We start from the raw sequence: 19027 nt of genomic DNA on the forward strand, positions 1-19027 counted from the left end.
CGCCTACATATCAGGGTCAAACGGAGGTCTATATGTCGGAAGATAAATTCCCGGGCTGGCACGGCACCACGATTATCGGTGTGCGTAAAGGCGGTAAGGTTGTGGTGGCAGGTGACGGGCAGGTCAGCCTTGGTCAGACAGTGATCAAGGGCACGGCGCGCAAGGTGCGCAGGCTCAGCCCCGGTGGGCATGATGTGGTGGCGGGCTTTGCGGGCTCTACCGCCGATGCGTTCACCCTGCTCGAGCGGCTGGAGATCAAGCTGGAGGCGGCCCCCGGTCAGCTGGCGCGCGCCTGTGTCGAACTCGCCAAGGACTGGCGCACGGATAAATATCTGAAGAACCTCGAGGCCATGTTGATCGTGACCGACGGCACCGATCTGTTTGTCATCACGGGCGCGGGCGATGTGCTTGAGCCCGAACATGATATCGCGGCCATCGGGTCGGGGGGCAATTACGCGCTGGCGGCGGCCCGCGGCTTGATCGAGACCGATCTGGATGCCGAAACAGTGGCGCGTCGTGCAATGGCGATTGCCGCCGATATCTGCGTCTATACCAATGGCAATGTGACGGTGGAAACGATTGGCTGATCTTACACAGGCCGATCTGCGCGCGGCTGTAGCTGCGGGCCATCTGACCGAGGCACAGGCGGCCTCGGTGCAGGCGCTGGCGGCGGCACGGGCCAGCCACCGCGCCGCCGAAGACGAGCCTTTCGAGCTGTTTCGCGGTTTTGCCGAGATTTTCGTCACGGTGGGCTTGGGCATCCTGATTGCGGGGGCCTTCGGGCTGACCCTGACCGCAGGGGTGCTGTTGCCCGACCCGCAGACGGTCTTCGCCACGGGCGTGGTGGCCATCTATGCCGTCTGGGCGGTGATCGCCTGGTGTCTGGCGGAGTATTTTACCCGCAGACGGCGGATGGTGCTGCCCTCGATCCTCTTGGTGCTGACCTATGGGGCTTCGGTGATGCCGCCGATGATCTGGGCTTTGGGCCATGTCTATGACCTGCAATCCAGCCCTAAAGCGGTGGTTCTGACATTGGCGGTGCTGATGGCGGGGGCACTGGTTGCGTGGTATCGCCGCTTCCGCCTGCCCTTCACGATGGTGCTGATCGCGCTTTGCGGGCTGGCGGGGTGCTTTGTGATCTTCGGCTCGACCAATGACCTGTTCACGGCGCCCTTCACCAGCTTCAACGAGACGATGGATCTGCGCAATTCGACCCTTGCTCTGGGCACGCTGATCTTCGGGCTGGTGGCCTTTGCAGGGGGGATGTGGTTTGACACGCGCGACCCCTACCGTATGGGGCGGGCCTCGGCCAGCGGGTTCTGGCTGCATCTATGTGCCGCCCCTGCGCTGGTCAATACCTTGGCGATGACCTTTATCGGTATGGGGCCGGGTCTGGGCTACGCGCTTCTGGGCCTGTCTTTGGGGTTGATCGCCATGCTGGCGCTGGTCATCGACCGTCGTTCTTTCCTGACCGTGGGCATCGGCTATCTGATCTTTCTGGTCAGCTGGCTGACCGATGCCGAAACCCCGACCCGTAGCTGGTTCGAGGTCTCTGCCACGGTTCTCTTCTTCACCGGCATTGTGCTGACCGCGCTTGGCGCGTTCTGGACGGACCTGCGCATCGCGTTGATGCGCGCCTTGCCCGACTTCCCCGGAAAAGCGCATCTGCCGCCCTATAAAACGGAGTAATCCATGACCAATCTCACCCCGCGTGAAATCGTATCCGAGCTTGACCGCTTTATCATCGGCCAGTCCGAGGCCAAGAAGGCCGTGGCCGTGGCGCTGCGCAACCGCTGGCGTCGCCAGAAGCTGTCCGATGACCTGAAAGACGAGGTCTATCCCAAGAACATCCTGATGATCGGCCCGACCGGCGTCGGTAAAACGGAAATCTCGCGCCGTCTGGCAAAGCTGGCGAAGGCGCCGTTTCTGAAGGTCGAGGCCACCAAGTTCACCGAAGTGGGCTATGTGGGCCGCGATGTGGAACAGATCATCCGCGACCTGACCGATGTGGCCTTGGTCGAGACCCGCGAGCATATGCGCGAAGAGGTCAAGGCCCGCGCGCATAGTGCTGCCGAAGAGCGCGTGATCGAGGCGATTGCCGGAGCGGATGCCCGCGAGTCGACCCGCGAGATGTTCCGCAAGAAGCTGCGCGACGGGATGCTGGATGACAAGGAGATCGAGATCGAGGTCTCCGATCCCACCGGCGGTATGCCGATTGGCATGATGGGTGGCCAGCCCGGCATGGAGCAACAGATGCAGGGGCTGCAGGATCTGTTCAAGGCCTTCGGTTCGGGCCGCAAGCAGCGCCGCAAGGTGACCGTGAAGGAAAGCTATGACCTTCTGATCGCCGAAGAGGCCGACAAACTTCTGGATGATGAAAAGGTCAAGGCGGCGGCTCTGGAGGCCGTGCAGCATGGCGGGATCGTCTTTATCGACGAGATCGACAAGGTCTGTGCGCGGCAGGAAACCCGTGGCGGCGATGTCTCGCGCGAGGGGGTGCAGCGCGACCTGCTGCCGCTGATCGAGGGCACGACCGTGTCGACCAAGCATGGTCCGGTGAAAACCGACCATATCCTGTTCATCGCCTCGGGGGCCTTCCATATTGCCAAGCCGTCGGACCTTTTGCCCGAGCTTCAGGGCCGCCTGCCGATCCGCGTGGAACTGCGCGCGCTGACCGAGGCCGATTTCATGCGTATCCTGACGGAAACCGATAACGCCCTGACCCGCCAATATACCGCGCTGATGGGCACCGAAGAGGTGGTGGTGGAGTTTACCGAAGACGGAATTGCCGCACTGGCCCGCATTGCCGCCGAGGTAAACGCTACCGTCGAGAATATCGGCGCGCGCCGTTTGTATACCGTGATGGAACGGGTCTTCGAGGAGCTGTCCTTCACCGCGCCCGATCGTGGCGGCGAAACGGTGAAAATCGATGCGGCCTTTGTCGAGAAAGAGGTGGGGGCCTTGGCAAGATCCTCGGATCTCAGCCGGTATGTTCTGTAACATATGCACAAAATGCGGGCGCGAAGCAGGGTTTCGCGCCCCTTTTTATGCCCCGCTTGCGCGAGGGGCGCGGGGACAGGGGCAAATCTTATTGGTGCGTTAACTATTTTTGCCGACCCTTTCGATCAGGCCCCGCAGGGGAGGCCGGAAATCGAGGGGAGAGCGCATGGGACTCCAACGATGGATGGTTGCCATTGGTTTGGCGCTGGGGATGGTGCCCCTTTCGGCGCAGGCGCGCTGTGATCTGGTTCTAGTGCTGGCGCTTGATATTTCCGCCTCGATCGACAGCCATGAATATGCGTTGCAAAAACAGGGTATGGCACGGGCTTTGGCCGATCCTCGGGTGGTGGCCGCCATCGAGGAACGGGGCGGTATCTGGCTGACTGCCTTTGAATGGAGCGGCACCGACCAGACTTTTGAAACGCTGCCGTGGGTTTTTGTGGACGGGCGCGCGACCATTCTGGGCGCTGCCGAGCGGATCGGGGCAGGGGAAAGACCTGTCAGCAACTATCCCACCGCTTTGGGCTATGCGCTCGGTCAGGCCGTGATCACCTTGAGGCGCGCGCCCGAGACATGCGTCCGGCAGATTATCGACATCGCGGGCGATGGAATCAATAACGCAGGTTTTCCGCCCCGAAGCGCCTATGGCGCGACCGATATGTCGGGGATTACGGTGAATGCGCTGGTGATCGAGGGCGAGCAGCCCTCGCCCATCCCCTATTTCGAAGCGCAGGTGCTGCATGGCCCGAACGCTTTTCTGGAGATTGCCGCAAGCTATCAGGACTATCAGCAGGCAATGACGCGAAAATTGCTGCGGGAAATCCGGCCTGCCTCTTTTGTGATGCTGGCTCCCGAAACGATGCTGTCTCTGGACGCATGGGGGGCTGCTGCGCGACTGCCGGATATGGGGCCGTTCACAGGGTGGGCCAAGGGGCGCGGCGGTTAGCCACGCAGCCTACGCAGATAGACATAATAGGCCCCCTCGCCCCCGTGGCGCTGATGCGCCTGCGAGACCTGCATCACCACGGGACCAAGCGGGGGCAGGCGCAGCCATTGCGGCACCTGATGGCGAAGCACGCCGCGACGGGTGGGAATGGGGTCCCAATCCTCGACCACCTTGCCCTTGCCGGTGATCACCAGCACCAGCCGGTGCCCGTGATCTTGGGCGCGCAGGATGAAGCGGATCAGTTCGGGATGGGCTTCGGCCTGTGTCATGCCATGCAGGTCGATCTTGGCATCGGGTACCAGCTTGCCACGGGTCATCGCCTTATGGGCCTTGTGATCCATACGCAGCGGCTGGGCCTTGAGTGTTTCGGGGATGGAATGGGGCGGCACATGCGACCATCCCGCACGCGGGGTCGCGCCCCCCAGCCGCAGCTTGCCCAGATCGGCTTTCGGCAGATCGGGTTTGGTGCGTTCGGGCAGGGGGGGCTGAACGGGAGAAGACGGTTTGGCAGGGGGCGTGTCATCGGGTGGCGTGGAAACCGGTTCGGAGGGGCGGCCGTGAAAAAGCCGCGTGGTGCGTGCCACACGGTTCCAAAGCTCGCGCTCTTCCTCGGTCAGTTTGCGTTTGCGCCCCATCACCGGCCCCGTGCTTCTGGCCGTAGCCCCATGCAAAACGCCGCCCTTCCGGCGGCGCATCGCGTATATATGGTCGCGGGGGCCACCTTAGCCGCCCGTCGCCACAAGCTGCCAGTTCGGATCGGAGGCGCCCATTTTGCGGGCGAAGGTCCAGATGTCACGCTGTTTGCGCGGCATGCGCGGATCGCCCTCGACCACATTCCCCTGTGCATCGCGCGAAACCGAGACCAGCTCGCCCACGAAACGCACGGTCAGTTCGGCATCATTGCTGCCATCGATCGTGGCGGCATCAAGGGTCATCTCGCGCAGGCCCATGAATTCGGCCTCGACGGTCAGGCCACGGGCTTTGCGATCCGCGATGGCGGCGGAGAAAGCGTCATAGACCTGTGCCGAGAGGAAGGGTCTGACCTCGTCCAGATCGCCCTTTTCGAAGGCCATGAGAATCATCTCGTAGGCGGAACGCGCGCCCTTGAGGAAGCCGCCCACCTCGAAGCTGGGTTCGAGACGTTTCATCGCCGCCAAGGCGCTGGCCGAGGAGGACCCTTCCGGCACATGGTCGATGATATCGTGATCGGGTCCGCCATCGATAACCGTGAATTTCTGGGGGTCGGCCTCCGGCTCTGCGGTGGGCGACTGTGGCGGACGTTCGAAGCCGTCTCGGGTTCCAAGGACGCTTTTGAGCCGCAAGATCAAGAAGATCGCAACGGCGGCAAGAAGGATAAGCTGGATGATTGTGTTGTTCATCTGGGTCCCTTGGGCGAACGGCTTTTGGTGGGCGACTTGGTATTTCGCTCCTGCGCACATATGTATGACACGAGGTCGTTCAAGTCCATGCCGTGATCAAAGCGGCAGATCAGGGATTTGGCGTGCGATATTATAGACTGGATCAAGGACTAACCCATGTGGATCTTTCTGGCCTTTCTGCTGGTTCCGATTATCGAAATCGGCCTGTTCATTCAGGTCGGCGGGCTGATCGGGCTGTGGCCGACGCTTGCGATTGTGGTGCTGACGGCGATTATCGGCACCTCTCTGGTGCGCTCGCAGGGGGCGCAGGCGATGGCCGAGCTGCGGCGGTCGATGGCCGAGCTGAATGATCCCTCACGCCCGCTGGCGCATGGGGCGCTGATCCTGCTGGCGGGGGCGCTTTTACTGACGCCGGGGTTTTTCACCGATACCTGCGGTCTTCTGCTGCTGATCCCCGCCGTGCGCGACTGGGTCACGGGGCAGATTGCCAAGCGTGTCAGGGTGCAGGGCTTCCAGATGGGCGGGGCGGCGTCGCAGGGCTTTGACGACCCTGCGGGCTATGACAGCCGTAATCGGGGTATGGGCCGCAGTCCGGCAAACGGTCCGGGCGTGATCGACGGCGAATTTGAGGAAATTGATACGGAAAACCCGCCCCGTCCGGGCAATTCCGGCTGGACGCGGCATTGAAGAGAGCGGCACGCCAGTGCTAGACATTTCGTCAAAGTGATTTGGAGAACAAGATGACCGAAGAAACCAATGGCGCGACCGCTCCGGGCGCTGATGAGGGCCAGCAGGCATTGAAGATGCAGATCCTTGCGCAATTCGTGCGGGATATGTCCTTCGAGAATATGGTTGCGCAGAAAGGTCTGACCTCTGCGGATGTGCAGCCCGAAATGCAGGTTCAGGTCAGCCTTGATGCGAAGAAGCGTCAGGCCGAGAACCAATATGAGGTGATCTGCAAGTTTAAAGTGACCTCGAACAATAAGGCCACCAATACCGCGCTTTACCTGCTTGAGCTGGAATATGGCGGCATCTTCCACATCGAGGGTGTGCCGGCGGATCAGCTGCATCCCTTCCTGCTGATCGAATGCCCGCGCCAGCTGTTCCCCTTTGTGCGCCGGATCGTGTCGGATGTCACCCGCGATGGCGGCTTCCCGCCCTTCAATCTGGAAATGGTCGATTTCGTGCAGCTCTACCGTGCCGAGCTGGCGCGCCGCGCCGAAGTGCAGGCGGCCTCGGGCGAGGTGGCGAACTAAGCGTTCGGACCAATGTCGCGTTCGGGCAGGGGGCGCGTGCTGGTACAACGCCCCCCTGTGACGATCTGCCCCCGTGACAAATGACGCCGCTGCAAGCAAATCTTGCGGCGGCGTTCGCTATGGAGGTGTGTGCGATGACCGATCTTATTCCGGCCTGGATTGGCGAAGAGCTGACCCCAGTCGATAAGCTCGATGCACATCGTCTGGGGCTGCGTCACAAGGCCGTGTCGGTATTCGTCATGGCGGGCCGTGATGTGCTGATCCAGAAGCGGGCCGAAGGGAAATACCATTCGGCGGGGCTTTGGGCCAATAGCTGCTGCACCCATCCGCATTGGGACGAGGCGCAGCATGACTGCGCGATCCGCCGGATGCGCGAGGAGTTGGGCATTACGGGGCTGTATCCCAGCCATGCCGACCGTCTGGAATACCGTGCCGATGTGGGCAATGGCCTGATCGAGCACGAGGTCGTGGACGTGTTTCTGGCCGATGCGCCGCGCGATCTGGCGCTTGCCCCCGATCCCGGGGAAGTGGCGCAGGTGAAATGGGTCGATCTGCATGATCTGGCCGCCGAGGTGACCCGCCATCCGGAACGGTTCTCGCGTTGGCTTTCGATCTATATGACAGGGCATAAGGACCGGATTTTCAAAAGTTTGGGATGATCTGTGTGCCAAGTGGATCACTTTTGACGATCTCGGCAAGTTTCCCCCAAAATTGTGTCGGCTGCACTGGAAAAAACCGCCAATAGCTGCAACTGTTTCCGAAAATAATGCGGATTGGGGGCAATCAGGTGCGCAGCAGGAAAATTGGTCTGGCAGGGATAGTGCTTTCCGTTTGGGGAAGTGCGGCATTTGCGCAGGACATGGCACAGTTTCAGGTTTCCGGTGGGGACAAGGACCTGACCGAAACGCTGAAAAGCGCGTCTTTGGTGGTCAGTGCCGAGGCCAAGACCGGAGAGGATGCGCCCGATGCGCAGGATCTTTTCGGCTCTGCCCGTGCCGATTACGCCCGTCTTCTGGGCGCGCTTTACGACGAGGGCTATTATGCCCCTTCGATCTCCATTCTGGTGAATGGCAAAGAAGCCGCAAGTATCGCCCCGCTTGACGCACCCGCGACGATTTCATCGATCCAGATCACGGTCGATCCTGGCCCGAAATTCACCTTTTCGCAGGCGCAGGTGGCACCTTTGGCCCCCAAAACCGAGTTGCCCGATGGCTTCAGGGCGGGGCAGACCGCGCGCACCAGTGTCATCCGCTCGGCGGCGCAGACGGCGGTGGATGGCTGGGAGGCTGCGGGACATGCCAAGGCCGATGTGGCCAGCCAGAAGATCACCGCCGATCATCGCAACGAGACGCTGGCCACCGATATCCGGCTTGATCCCGGCCCGAAAGTGACCTTCGGGGACCTCACCATTTCGGGCTATAAGCGTATGCGCGAAGAACGGATTCGCGCCATTGCAGGGTTCCCCAAGGGGCAGGTGTTCGACCCTGACGAACTGGAACTGGTGCGCACCCGCCTGCGCCGTGCCAGCGTGTTCAGCTCGATCACCATGACCGAGGCCGACAAGCTGAATGCCGATGATTCCCTTGATTATACGCTGGGCGTGGTCGAGGAAAAACGCCGCCGTCTGGGCGCAGGGGTCGAATACCAGACGGTCGATGGTCTGACGCTCTCGGGCTATTGGCTGCACCGCAACCTTTTTGGCGGGGCGGAGAGGCTGCGCGTGGATGCCGAAGTGTCGGGGATTGGCGGCTCGGATGGCGGGGCCGATTACAGTCTTGGCGTGCGCATGGACCGTCCGGCCACCTTCTCGGCGGATACCTCTGCCTATGCCGAAACCACGCTGGCGCGGGAATCGACCGACGATTACGACGAGAATTCCTTCGAGATCGGCGGCGGTCTGACGCATTATTTCAACGAGCAGATCACCGGCGAACTGGGCTTGGCCTATCGCTGGTCGATGGTGACGGATGATGTGGGCGATACCTATTTCAGCGAGATCGCTGCTCCGGGCACGCTGACGCTGGACAAACGCAACAGCGAGACCGATGCGACCAAAGGGTATTATGCCAAGATCGGCCTGCGGCCTTTCGTGGGGCTGAACAGTGCGACCGGCACGGGGATCCAGACCACGGGCGATCTGCGTGGGTATTTCGGCTTTGGTGCGGATGACCGTTTCGTGCTGGCAGGGCGGGCGCAATACGGGGCGGTGCTTGGCGCGTCTCTTGCGGAAACACCGCGGGATTATCTTTTCTATTCCGGCGGCGGTGGCACCGTGCGCGGTCAGCCTTACCAGTCGCTTGGCGTCGAAAAGCTGGAAAACGGCACGCTCAAGACCGGCGGCACCGAATTCATGGGCTTCTCGGGGGAATTCCGCGCGGGCATCACCGAGAGTATCGGCGCGGTGGCATTTTATGACATGGGCTGGGTCGGGGATGATGGCACCGGCGACTGGCAATCGGGCGCGGGGATCGGTCTGCGTTACAAAACCGGTATCGGCCCGATCCGTCTGGATGTCGCGGCACCGGTGGATGGCGATACAGGCGAAGGCGTGCAGCTTTACGTCGGATTGGGGCAGGCATTCTGATGAAGACGAAACTCGCAATCGCATTTTTGGCGCTATGGCCCATGCTGGGCTTCGCTCAGGAAACCACAACGACCCAGACCGAGGATGGCACCACCGTCCAGACCACCGGTACCGATACGGCGGCCAGCGACGAATCCAAGCGCGACCGGTCCTATCTGACCGGTCTGATCGAGGACAAGCTGTCCGGCGAGGGGCGCACCATCCGTCTTGACGGGTTCAAGGGCGCGCTGTCCTCGCGGGCGACCTTTGACAGCCTGACGATTTCGGATGATCAGGGGCCGTGGCTGGTGATCCGCAATGCGGGCCTGTCCTGGAACCGCTCCGCAATTTTGCGCGGCAATATCGACATCAAGGAGCTTTCGGCCAGCTCGATCGAACTGACCCGCCTTCGTGCCGCGCAGGAAGGGGTGGAAGTGCCCGACGCCGAGGCCAAACCCTTCTCGCTGCCCGAGTTGCCCCTGTCGCTCAATGTCGACAAGCTGGATGTGGGCGAGGTGAAGCTGGGTGAGTCCATTCTGGGGGAGCCGCTGACTTTCAAGGTGAACGGGTCGCTGAAACTGGCCGGAGGCAGTGGTGATGCCAAGCTGACCATTGACCGCACCGATCAGGTGCAGGGACAGTTCTCGCTGAACGGCTCTTATGCCAATGACACCCAGACCCTGTCGCTGGACCTGCTGACGCAGGAAGGTCAGGGCGGGCTGGTCTCGAAGAAACTGGGCCTTCCGGGGGCCCCTGCCGTGACGCTGGCTGTCTCGGGTGATGGGCCGCTGAGCGATTTCTCGGCCGATATGGCATTGTCGACCGATGGCCAGCAGCGCCTGACGGGGAAGGTGATCCTTGGCCAGACCAAAGGCGAGGATGGCACCGACAAGACCTTCAAGGCCACGCTTGCGGGGGATATTACCCCGATGCTGGAGCCCGCCTATCACGACTTTTTCGGCAAGAATATCGCGCTGGAAGTGGACGGGGTGTCCAAGGCGAAGGGCGGCACCGATATCAACCGGCTGTCGCTGGATGCGCAGGCGGTGGATGTGAAAGGGTCGATGTCGCTGGCCGCAAGCGGTCTGCCCGAACGGTTCGATCTGGATATGAATGTGGGGCTGGAGACCGGCGAGCCGGTCGTGCTGCCGGTGACGGGGGCCGATACCACATTGCAGGATGCCTCGCTGAAGCTCAGTTATGACGCGGCGGCGGGCGATAACTGGACCCTGACCGGTCTGGTCGATGCGCTCAAAAGCCCCACACTGTCGCTTGAGAAGGTCAATCTGGACGGGACGGGCACCATTACGCAAGATCCCGACCAGCCGGCTGTGGCGGGGCATGTCAGTTTTGACACGCAGGGCATCGCGATGGGCGAGGCCGCTCTGGCCGAGGCCGTGGGGCCGACGCTGACCGGACAGACCGATTTCAACTGGGTCAAAGGCAGCCCGATCAAGCTGAGCGGTTTGCAGGTGGCTGGCCGTGATTACGCATTGCAGGGCGACGTGGCCTTTGAGGATCCGACCGGCGGCCTGACCATCACCACGGATGCGCAGGTGCGCCATGATAATCTTGCACGTCTGGCGCAGGTTTCGGGGCGCGATCTTTCGGGGTCGGTTCTGGGCACGGTCAAAGGCAGCTTTACCGTGCTGAGCGGTGCTTTTGATGCCGATGTGGATGTGACGGGTCAGGATATCGCGATCGGGCAGCCGCAGGCGGATGCCGCGCTGGCAGGGCAATCGAAGATCGTCCTATCCGCCAAACGGGATGAAAACGGCCTTGTGCTGCGCAATTTCTCGGCGGATGCGAAAGCCCTGAGTGCCAAGGCCTCGGGGTCGCTGGCCACCGGCAATGCGGATGTGACGGCGACGGCCAAGGCCAACCTGAACGTTCTCGGGGCGGGCTATGGCGGCGCGGTCGATCTGAACGCGCATTACACCGAGGGCGAAGAGGGGCGTCGTGTGGTGCTGAATGCCACCGGAAACGGCGTGGCCGTGGGCCAGCCGCAGGTGAACAAGTTCCTGCAAGGCAAGACGGTTATCGACCTGAACGCGCTGGAGAAAGATGGCGATATCTCGCTGGATACCTTCAACATCTCTAACCCCAATCTGAAAGCCACGGGGGCAGGGGCGCTGAGGGGCGGTCAGGGCGAGATCAATGTCTCTCTCGAGAGCGATCTGTCGGGTCTGGGCGCGCCCTATCGCGGCAAGATCACCGCGCAGGCGGCGGTCAGCGACGGGACAGCAGGGCGCCTGATCACGCTCAAGGCCAATGCCAAGAATGTCGCGATGGGCCAGTCGCAGGCCGACAAGCTGCTGGCGGGGGACTCTGTGCTGGATCTGGCCGTTTTGCAAAATGGCGATGATATCGAGCTACAGAAATTCACCCTGTCGAACCCGCAACTGAGTGCCGATGCCAAGGGCACGGTGACCGCAGGGGCGCGCAAGATCGACCTGAATGCACGTCTGGCCAATGCCGCTTTGCTGGCACCGGGCTTCCCCGGTCCGCTGACGGTGAAAGGCGATGTCACCGATAACGGTCAGCATTATGGTGTGAATATCAGCGCAACCGGACCGGGCAATACCAATGCGACAGTGTCGGGGACGCTGGCTTCGGATTTCAAAACGGCCAATCTGGCAGTGAAAGGGGCGACGCAATCGGCGCTGGCCAATGCGTTCATCTCGCCGCGCTCTGTCGAGGGGCCGCTGAATTTCGACCTTGCACTGAACGGACCGCTAGCACTGAACGCGGTGTCGGGCAAAGTGACGGGGCAGGGGCTGCGCTTTAGCGCGCCGACCCTTTCGCTGGCGCTGGAGGCGATCAATGTGAACGCCCAGCTTGGCGGCGGTCGGGTCAATCTGACGACCAGCGCCAATTTCAGCGATGGCGGCACGGTCAAGGTGACTGGTCCGATCGGGCTCACCGCGCCTTACAGCTCGGATCTGGCGATTGCGCTGGACCGTGCGCGGCTGCGGGACCCCAATCTGTATGATACCCGTATCTCGGGCGATCTGGGGATCAACGGGGCGCTGACGGGCGGGGCGAAGATCGCCGGTAAGTTGCGCCTGTCGGACACCGAGATCCGCGTGCCTTCGACCGGACTGGGCGGGGTGGAGTCCATCCCCGATATCACCCATGTCGCCGAAAGCGCGGCCTCGCGGCAGACCCGTGCGCGGGCAGGGGTGCTGCAATCGGAGAGCGAGAGCACCTCGGGCGGGTCATCGGTGGCCTTCCCGCTGGATATCACCATTTCCGCGCCCAACCAGCTTTTCGTGCGCGGGCGCGGGCTTGATGCGGAGCTGGGCGGCCAGCTGCGGATTACCGGCACCACGGCCGATGTCGTGCCAATCGGCAGTTTCGAGCTGGTGCGCGGGCGGCTGGATGTGCTGAACCAGCGCTTTACGCTGGATCAGGGGTCGATCCAGCTTCAAGGGGAGTTTACGCCCTATATCGATTTCTCGGCCACGACGACCAAGAACGATTACGCCATCACGCTTGGTATCTCGGGGCAGGCGACCGCGCCGGATCTCAGCGTGACCTCCTCGCCGGAACTGCCGCAGGAAGAGGTGCTGGCCCAGCTTCTCTTCGGGCAGGGGCTGAGCAATATCTCGGCTTTGCAAGCGGCAGAGCTGGCATCTGCGGTGGCGACGCTTGCGGGCCGCAATGACGACGGCATCATGTCCAAGCTGCGCAATAGCACGGGGCTGGATGATCTGGATGTCGGCACCGATAGTGACGGGAATGCCACCGTGACGGCGGGCAAATATATCTCGGACAAGATCTATACCGATGTCGAGCTTGGATCGTCCGGGCAGACCGAGATCAATCTCAATCTGGATCTGACCAAGACGATCACCGCAAAAGGCACGGTCGGGTCGGACGGAGATAGCGGGCTTGGGGTGTTCCTGGAGAAAGACTACTGAGCAAGGGGCCTTCGGGCCCCTTCTTCAATCCAGCGGCTTGGTGCTGCCGGTGCGTTCCTTGCGCCATTCGGCATTGAAGGCGGCCCCGAACAGAATGGCGAAGGCCGACAGGTAGAGCCATAGAAGAAGGGCGATCACGGCGCCGATAGAGCCGTAAAGCTTGGAGTAGCTTGCAAAATGCGACAGGTAGAAAGTTAGTCCGAAGCTTGCTGCTCCCCAGACGAGGGTTGCGATCACGGCCCCGAAGGTGAAGATCTTCTCGCGCGGGCGGCCCATTTTGCGCGGCCCGTAACGATAGAGGATCCCCAGCACCGTCAACATCAGCAGAAACATCGCCCCCCAAGGCAGCCATGACAGCATGAGGTTGGTCAATGCGATCAGGGCGGGAGTGTTGTGGAAGGGCAGGATGTTGAGAAAAACCGGCACGGCGACAATCGTTGCCAATGCGCCGATCATGACTGCCACCAGCGCCAAGGTCATGAAATAGGCAAAGAAGATGCTCCAGATCGTGTTGCGGGGTTTGGTGCCGTGGATGACATTCAGCCCCAGCACCAGTGCCCCGACCCCTGCCCGTGCGGAGAAAAGCGTCACGCCCAGCGAGGCGATCGTGCCCCAGCCGATGGTGGAATCGGTCGAGATCAGCCAGCTCTGGATCTGCGAATACAACAGGTTCCACGCCTGTGGCGGGATGAAATTATCGGCCACGGCCAGATAGGTCCGGATCGTATTGGCGTCGGCAAAGGCGGTCCAGATCGCGATGGTGGCCGAAACGCCGGGGAAGATGGCCAGCATCGCATAGAAGGCCACTCCGGCGGAGATCAGCCCGATATTCGTGGCCGCAAGCCGCCCTAGAAGCTGAAGGGAAAAGTTCAGCGAAACACGCAGGATATGAGCAGGTGTGACCGACACGTGATCTCCTTTTGCCAAATACCTAAGCGTGTTGGACGGTTTGGAGCAATGGGGCGCGGAAAATGTGTCGGACGGATTGCCCTTTTGGTCACGGTTTCGTATGCAAAGGGCAATCGTCAGGACCCGGGTGAGATGCCCGGGTGGCTCTTCCGGCCGCCGATCCGCCGGAGAAACCCGTTAAATACAAACCCCAAATCCGAGACGCCTGCCTGAAATTGCGGGCCGAAACGGTCAGGATATGACATGAACCTTGATGCTTATCGCAAATCATGGGTCGGCAGCTTGCGCGCAGACGTGCTGTCGGGCCTTGTTGTGGCGCTTGCGCTCATTCCCGAAGCCATCGCCTTTTCCATCATTGCCGGTGTGGACCCGAAAGTGGGGCTATATGCCAGCTTTTCCATCGCGGTGATCACCGCCATCGTGGGCGGACGTCCCGGCATGATTTCGGCCGCGACGGCCGCGACGGCCGTTCTGATGGGCAGTCTCGTGCGCGAGCATTCTCTGGACTACCTGCTGGCCGCGACCGTGCTGGCGGGGGTGATCCAGATCGTGATCGGGGTAAGCCGCGTGAGCTTCGTCATGCGCTTTGTCTCGAAATCGGTGATGACCGGCTTTGTGAACGCCTTGGCGATCCTGATTTTCATGGCGCAGCTTCCCGAAATGGACCCTGCGCGGGTGCCGATGTTCACCTTTGTCGTGATCGCGCTGGCGCTGGCCATTATCTATATCCTGCCACGCTTTACCAAGGCGGTGCCCTCGCCCTTGGTGGCCATCGTGATCCTGACGGCCTGCTCCATCGGTTTCGGTTGGGAGGTGCGTACGGTGGGGGATATGGGCAAGCTGCCCGATGCGCTGCCAAGCTTCCTGATCCCCGATGTGCCCTTCACTCTGGAGACGCTGAAGATCATCTTCCCCTATTCGCTGGGCGTGGCTGTGGTGGGGCTTTTGGAAAGCCTGATGACGCAGAACCTGATCAATGATCTCACCGATACCAAATCCTCGCGCAATCAGGAATGTGTGGGGCAGGGGATCGCCAATGGTCTGACCGGGTTTATCGGCGGTATGGCGGGCTGTGCGATGATCGGCCAGTCGATGATCAACATCAAATCCGGTGGGCGCGGGCGTCTGTCGACGCTGGTGGCGGGCGTGATGCTCTTGATCTTCTGTGTGGTGCTGGGGCCGTGGGTCAGCCAGATCCCGATGGGGGCGCTGGTGGCGATCATGATCATGGTGTCCGTCGGCACGTTCAGCTGGTCCTCGATCCGTGACTTGACGGTGCATCCCAAGACCTCGAGCGCGGTGATGCTGGCGGTGGTGGCCGTGGTGGTGGCCACCCATAACCTTGCTATCGGTGTGCTGGTGGGGGTGCTGCTGTCGGGCTGTTTCTTTGCGGCCAAGATCGCGCGCCAGTTCCATCTGACCTCCAAGCTGTCGCCCGATGGCCGCGCGCGCACCTATTATGTGCATGGGCAGCTCTTCTATGGTGCTACGGAAGATTTCATGGCAGCTTTCGATTTCCACGAAGCGCTTGATCATGTGGTGATTGATGTGACGGACGCCAAGATCTGGGATCTTTCTGCCGTCTCTGCACTGGATATGGCGGTGCTGAAATTCCGCCGTGACGGGGCGGAGGTCACGTTGATCGGTATGGACGAGATGTCGCGGCAGATGGTCGGGCGTTTGGGGCAGGCCGATAAGCCGGATGCCGAAGTCGCGGCAGGCGGGCATTAAGGAGGAGCGCATGGACAAGAAGATTATCTCTTTCGTCGACGGGTCGCATTATTCGGCCAGCGTCTGCGACTATACCGCTTGGGCGATGGCCCGTCTGGGGGTGCCTGCCGAGCTGATCCATGTGCTGGGCCGCGCGCCCGAGCAAAGCGAGGATCTGTCCGGAACGATCGCGCTGGGGGCGCGCTCGGCGCTGATGGCGCAGCTTGCCAGTATCGACGAACAACGCGCGAAGCTGGTGTCGCAGCGCGGGCGTGCAATTCTGGAAGACGCCAAGGCCCGCACGCAAGAAGTCTGCCTGCGGGATGGCTGTGCGCAGGACGTGGCGACGCAGTTGCGCAATGGGGATATTCTGGAGGCCGTCACCGAGCGCGAGGCGGATGCACGGCTGATCATCATCGGCAAGCGCGGGGATGAGGCCGATATTGCCCATGACCATCTTGGTTCCAATCTGGAGCGTGCGATCCGCTCGACCAAGGTGCCGGTGCTGGTGGCCAATCGGGCTTTCGCACCGGTGGAGCGTGTGGCGATTGCGTATGATGGCGGGGTTTCGGCCAAGCGTGCGATGGCGGTGCTGGCCCAGTCACCGATTTTCACCGATCTGGATCTGCAGGTGGTGTCTGTCGGAGACAATGCTCGGTCCCGTGCCGAAGAGGGCTGCCAGCTTCTGGCACAATCGGGGTTGCAGCCGCGTGCGGTCGGACTGTCGGGCGAGCCGGAAAAAGCACTGGGCTCGCATATCGATGCGGATGGCATCGACCTGATCGTGATGGGGGCTTACGGCCATTCGCGGATCCGGTCCTTCATTATCGGCTCGACCACCACGGCCCTGATCCGCGCCTGCAAGGTTCCGGTGCTTTTGATGCGCTAGGATCGGACCCTTTGGTGGATCAGACGAAAAAAACAGGCGTCGCACGGAACGGTGCGGCGCCTTTTTCGTTGTCCGAGTGAAACATGGAAAGGACCGCGCGGCGCTGCATTTAAGGTGCCCGGTCCGCAATCAGAGGAGACCGATCTCATGGACAATGTGCTTCAAGTCAAACCGAAAGCCGAAGCCGTCAACACCGGTGTCGAGGGGAAGAAAGCTGTCGCCAAGGCGGTCAATCAGGTCGCAGCGGATGTGTATAAGCTGGCGATCAAGACGCAGTTCTACCATTGGAACGTGGAAGGCCCGCTGTTCCGCCCGCTGCATCTGCTGACCGAAGAGCAATATGGCATCATGTTCGAAACCGCAGACGAGATTGCGGAGCGCGTGCGTGCGCTTGGCGAGCTGGCACCGATGAACCTCAAACAGCTCAATGCCTTCTCGCAGATCGAAGAGCTTGATACAAAGCCCACCGCCGAAGAGATGATCGCCGATCTGGTGAAGGATCACGAGGCGATCGCCGCCCGTATTCAGGACGTCATCGAACTGGCAGGCGAGCATAATGACCACGCCACCGATGACCTGCTGGGTGGCGTTGCGGGTCAGCATGAGAAAATGGCCTGGATGCTGCGTTCGCATCTGGCCAAGTAAGAGGTCTACTCTGCAAAAAAGCCGGGCGTTTGCCCGGCTTTTTTTATGCGTGAAGATCCGGTCAGAGACTGGGGCGTGATGCCGTTTTCGGGGTTTGGCTTCAGGGGTTGAGGGATGAGACGGGGGCGAAACGCGCCGTTTTGGCCGAGTAATGCGCAATGATGCGGGGAAAGGTCACGGACAGGCGGCAATGATGGTGCCGCACAGAAAAAAGCCCCGGTCTGGCCGGGGCTTTTTCTTATTTCAGGCGTTTGACGACTTCTTGCGAAAAGAGGTCGATCAGGGCGTTGTAATAAAGCGGGTCGTCAACCGTGAGGGCGGTGGCGTCCGTTCCCTCGGGCAGGGAAACCGCGATATTGGGGAAGCCGACATCAAGATCGTAATGGTCGAATTTGCCATTATCGGTGGCGGAATAGACGTTGATCTGGGCGCCGAGCTTCGAATCCGCGATATTGGCAAGAGTGTCCCATGTGCTTGCGACTTCGGCCTCGTCCAGATCCACCTTGATGCTGGAACCTGCTTTGTCAGGGTCGAAGGCGGGACCGAGATCGGCGATGATCTGTGTCTGCAGATCTGCCGCCATTTTCGTGTAGAACGCCTGCGCGGCGGGGCCGTTCTGATCATGAATTTCGTTATTCACGGTCACGCTGGTGACCGGACCGGACGCGGCCAGAGCAGCGCCTGCCGACAGGGCCATGACACTGGTCAGAGCAAGGATGCGTTTCATCTTGTTTCTCCATCTGCGCGGGCTGCGATAAGCGCCGCTGTTATGGAAAGTGAACGCATGTTGACGCGAACGGTTCCTTGAACGGCTGTGAGGCCGCGCGGGAAACCGGCGGGTTTGGCGGTTTTATGCCTATGGAATAAAATAAAAAACCCCGAGCACGGACTCGGGGTTTTCGGTGGGTCTTTCCGCGCCGGACTTGCGCCGGTCTGGTATCGGTTAGGCCAGAAGGGTTTCGGTCGAGCTGAAGAACATGGCCTGGCTGACCGCCGATTGGACCTGCGTCTCGGTATAGGGTTTGGTGATCAGGAAGGCCGGTTCGGGGCGCTCGCCTGTCAGCAGACGCTCGGGGAAGGCGGTGATGAAGACGACCGGCAACTGGTCGAACTGGGCCAGAATGTCATTAACGGCATCAATCCCCGAGGAATTGTCGGCCAGCTGGATGTCGGCGAGGATCAGGTCGGGTTTCTCGCGGGCGGCAAGCTCGACAGCCTCTGTGCGGGTGCGGGCGATGCCCGTCACCTGATGGCCGAGTTCTTCGACAATCGCGCGGATATCCATCGCGATGATCGCCTCATCCTCGATGATCATCACTTTGCCAGCCACCGAGTTTTCCATCTCGCGCATGGCTATTTCTACCAGCTCTTCGGCCTCGGCGGTCTCGATCTGCATGATCGAGGCGACCTCCTCAAAACGGAACCCCTCGATGGTGTGCAAAAGCAGGGCTTCGCGGGTGTTGGGCGTCAGGCTTGCCATATGGTCCTGCGCGCGCATCTCGAGGCTGCCCTCGGCTTCGCCCAGCGGCGCGCCGGCAGAGGCCCAGACAAGATGGAAGGCATGGAACAAAGCCACCTTCGGATCCGTTTCATTCTTGAAGATCGCTTCTTCGGCCAGGATCGCCTCAAGGGTCGCCGCCGCATAGCGATCACCCGTGTCTTGGCTCCCGGTCAGCGCACGGGCATAGCGGCGCAGGTAGGGCAGGTTCGCAGCGATGGCGCCGGCGATATCGGTGGGCATGTAAAAACTCCCAAATTTTCGTTTTCCAAGGAACCAACTCCATTGTCCTGCGTTTGGTTCCATGCA

The 19027-nt window shown here is 61.3% G+C and carries 17 protein-coding genes and 1 other annotated feature; of the genes, 12 read left to right on the forward strand and 5 right to left on the reverse strand.

What is annotated here, in order from left to right; translation table 11 throughout:
- Positions 1 to 32: 32 nt before the first annotated feature.
- The 4 genes from hslV (at position 33) to WDB88_RS03965 (ending at position 3946) form a co-directional block, all read left to right on the forward strand.
- Positions 33 to 587, forward strand: a complete 555-nt coding sequence (gene hslV / locus WDB88_RS03950) for an ATP-dependent protease subunit HslV (protein WP_339108900.1) — start codon at positions 33 to 35, stop codon at positions 585 to 587.
- The gene (locus WDB88_RS03955; protein WP_339108901.1) at positions 580 to 1689 is read left to right on the forward strand and encodes a hypothetical protein; all 1110 of its coding nucleotides are present in this window, start codon (positions 580 to 582) and stop codon (positions 1687 to 1689) included. The genes hslV and WDB88_RS03955 overlap by 8 nt, the downstream gene beginning before the upstream one ends.
- Positions 1690 to 1692: 3 nt before the next feature.
- Positions 1693 to 3000: an ATP-dependent protease ATPase subunit HslU gene (gene hslU, locus WDB88_RS03960; protein WP_339108902.1), complete on the forward strand. Its 1308-nt coding sequence runs from the start codon at positions 1693 to 1695 to the stop codon at positions 2998 to 3000.
- A gap of 166 nt (positions 3001 to 3166) precedes the next feature.
- Complete coding sequence (locus tag WDB88_RS03965; protein WP_339108903.1) at positions 3167 to 3946, forward strand: DUF1194 domain-containing protein; 780 nt, start codon at positions 3167 to 3169, stop codon at positions 3944 to 3946.
- On the opposite strand, the gene WDB88_RS03970 is transcribed toward WDB88_RS03965, so the two are convergent.
- Together WDB88_RS03970 and WDB88_RS03975 are read right to left on the reverse strand one after the other, a co-directional pair.
- The gene (locus tag WDB88_RS03970; RefSeq protein ID WP_339108904.1) at positions 3943 to 4581 is read right to left on the reverse strand and encodes a Smr/MutS family protein; all 639 of its coding nucleotides are present in this window, start codon (positions 4579 to 4581) and stop codon (positions 3943 to 3945) included. The two genes, WDB88_RS03965 and WDB88_RS03970, sit on opposite strands and share 4 nt — an antisense overlap.
- Before the next feature lie 87 nt (positions 4582 to 4668).
- Positions 4669 to 5325 (reverse strand): Tim44/TimA family putative adaptor protein, encoded by a 657-nt coding sequence (locus tag WDB88_RS03975; RefSeq protein WP_339108905.1) that lies wholly within the window; start codon positions 5323 to 5325, stop codon positions 4669 to 4671.
- Positions 5326 to 5481: 156 nt separating this feature from the next.
- Here WDB88_RS03975 and WDB88_RS03980 point away from each other — a divergent pair, with 156 nt between their 5' ends.
- From WDB88_RS03980 to WDB88_RS04000, 5 genes are all read left to right on the forward strand, one after another.
- Positions 5482 to 6012: an FxsA family protein gene (locus WDB88_RS03980; RefSeq protein ID WP_339108906.1), complete on the forward strand. Its 531-nt coding sequence runs from the start codon at positions 5482 to 5484 to the stop codon at positions 6010 to 6012.
- A 53-nt stretch (positions 6013 to 6065) separates the two neighbouring features.
- Positions 6066 to 6581: a protein-export chaperone SecB gene (gene secB, locus WDB88_RS03985; RefSeq protein ID WP_339108907.1), complete on the forward strand. Its 516-nt coding sequence runs from the start codon at positions 6066 to 6068 to the stop codon at positions 6579 to 6581.
- 134 nt (positions 6582 to 6715) lie between these two features.
- Positions 6716 to 7240, forward strand: a complete 525-nt coding sequence (locus WDB88_RS03990) for an NUDIX domain-containing protein (protein ID WP_339108908.1) — start codon at positions 6716 to 6718, stop codon at positions 7238 to 7240.
- Positions 7241 to 7440: 200 nt separating this feature from the next.
- Positions 7441 to 9165: an autotransporter assembly complex family protein gene (locus WDB88_RS03995; RefSeq protein WP_339108909.1), complete on the forward strand. Its 1725-nt coding sequence runs from the start codon at positions 7441 to 7443 to the stop codon at positions 9163 to 9165.
- The gene (locus WDB88_RS04000; RefSeq protein WP_339108910.1) at positions 9165 to 13067 is read left to right on the forward strand and encodes a translocation/assembly module TamB domain-containing protein; all 3903 of its coding nucleotides are present in this window, start codon (positions 9165 to 9167) and stop codon (positions 13065 to 13067) included. The genes WDB88_RS03995 and WDB88_RS04000 overlap by 1 nt, the downstream gene beginning before the upstream one ends.
- Before the next feature lie 24 nt (positions 13068 to 13091).
- On the opposite strand, the gene WDB88_RS04005 is transcribed toward WDB88_RS04000, so the two are convergent.
- Positions 13092 to 13976, reverse strand: a complete 885-nt coding sequence (locus tag WDB88_RS04005) for a YihY/virulence factor BrkB family protein (RefSeq protein ID WP_339108912.1) — start codon at positions 13974 to 13976, stop codon at positions 13092 to 13094.
- A gap of 116 nt (positions 13977 to 14092) precedes the next feature.
- Positions 14093 to 14150 (forward strand) — a sequence feature (sul1 is cis-regulatory element that is thought to sense ions involved in sulfur or methionine metabolism; They are found in Alphaproteobacteria).
- Between the two features lie 69 nt (positions 14151 to 14219).
- Between WDB88_RS04005 and WDB88_RS04010 the strand changes: the two genes are divergently transcribed.
- From WDB88_RS04010 to WDB88_RS04020, 3 genes are all read left to right on the forward strand, one after another.
- Complete coding sequence (locus WDB88_RS04010) at positions 14220 to 15707, forward strand: SulP family inorganic anion transporter (RefSeq protein ID WP_339108913.1); 1488 nt, start codon at positions 14220 to 14222, stop codon at positions 15705 to 15707.
- 10 nt (positions 15708 to 15717) lie between these two features.
- Positions 15718 to 16575: a universal stress protein gene (locus WDB88_RS04015; RefSeq protein WP_339108914.1), complete on the forward strand. Its 858-nt coding sequence runs from the start codon at positions 15718 to 15720 to the stop codon at positions 16573 to 16575.
- A 147-nt stretch (positions 16576 to 16722) separates the two neighbouring features.
- On the forward strand, positions 16723 to 17220 hold the full coding sequence (locus WDB88_RS04020) for a DNA starvation/stationary phase protection protein (protein WP_339108915.1): 498 nt from the start codon (positions 16723 to 16725) through the stop codon (positions 17218 to 17220).
- Between the two features lie 238 nt (positions 17221 to 17458).
- Here the strand turns inward: WDB88_RS04020 and WDB88_RS04025 are convergent, their stop codons facing one another.
- Both WDB88_RS04025 and WDB88_RS04030 read right to left on the reverse strand, forming a co-directional pair.
- Positions 17459 to 17947 (reverse strand): hypothetical protein, encoded by a 489-nt coding sequence (locus WDB88_RS04025; RefSeq protein ID WP_339108916.1) that lies wholly within the window; start codon positions 17945 to 17947, stop codon positions 17459 to 17461.
- A 216-nt stretch (positions 17948 to 18163) separates the two neighbouring features.
- Complete coding sequence (locus tag WDB88_RS04030) at positions 18164 to 18961, reverse strand: response regulator (protein WP_339108918.1); 798 nt, start codon at positions 18959 to 18961, stop codon at positions 18164 to 18166.
- Positions 18962 to 19027: the final 66 nt, after the last annotated feature.

This window comes from Thioclava sp. GXIMD4216 (assembly GCF_037949285.1).
Taxonomy (GTDB): Bacteria; Pseudomonadota; Alphaproteobacteria; order Rhodobacterales; family Rhodobacteraceae; genus Thioclava; species Thioclava litoralis.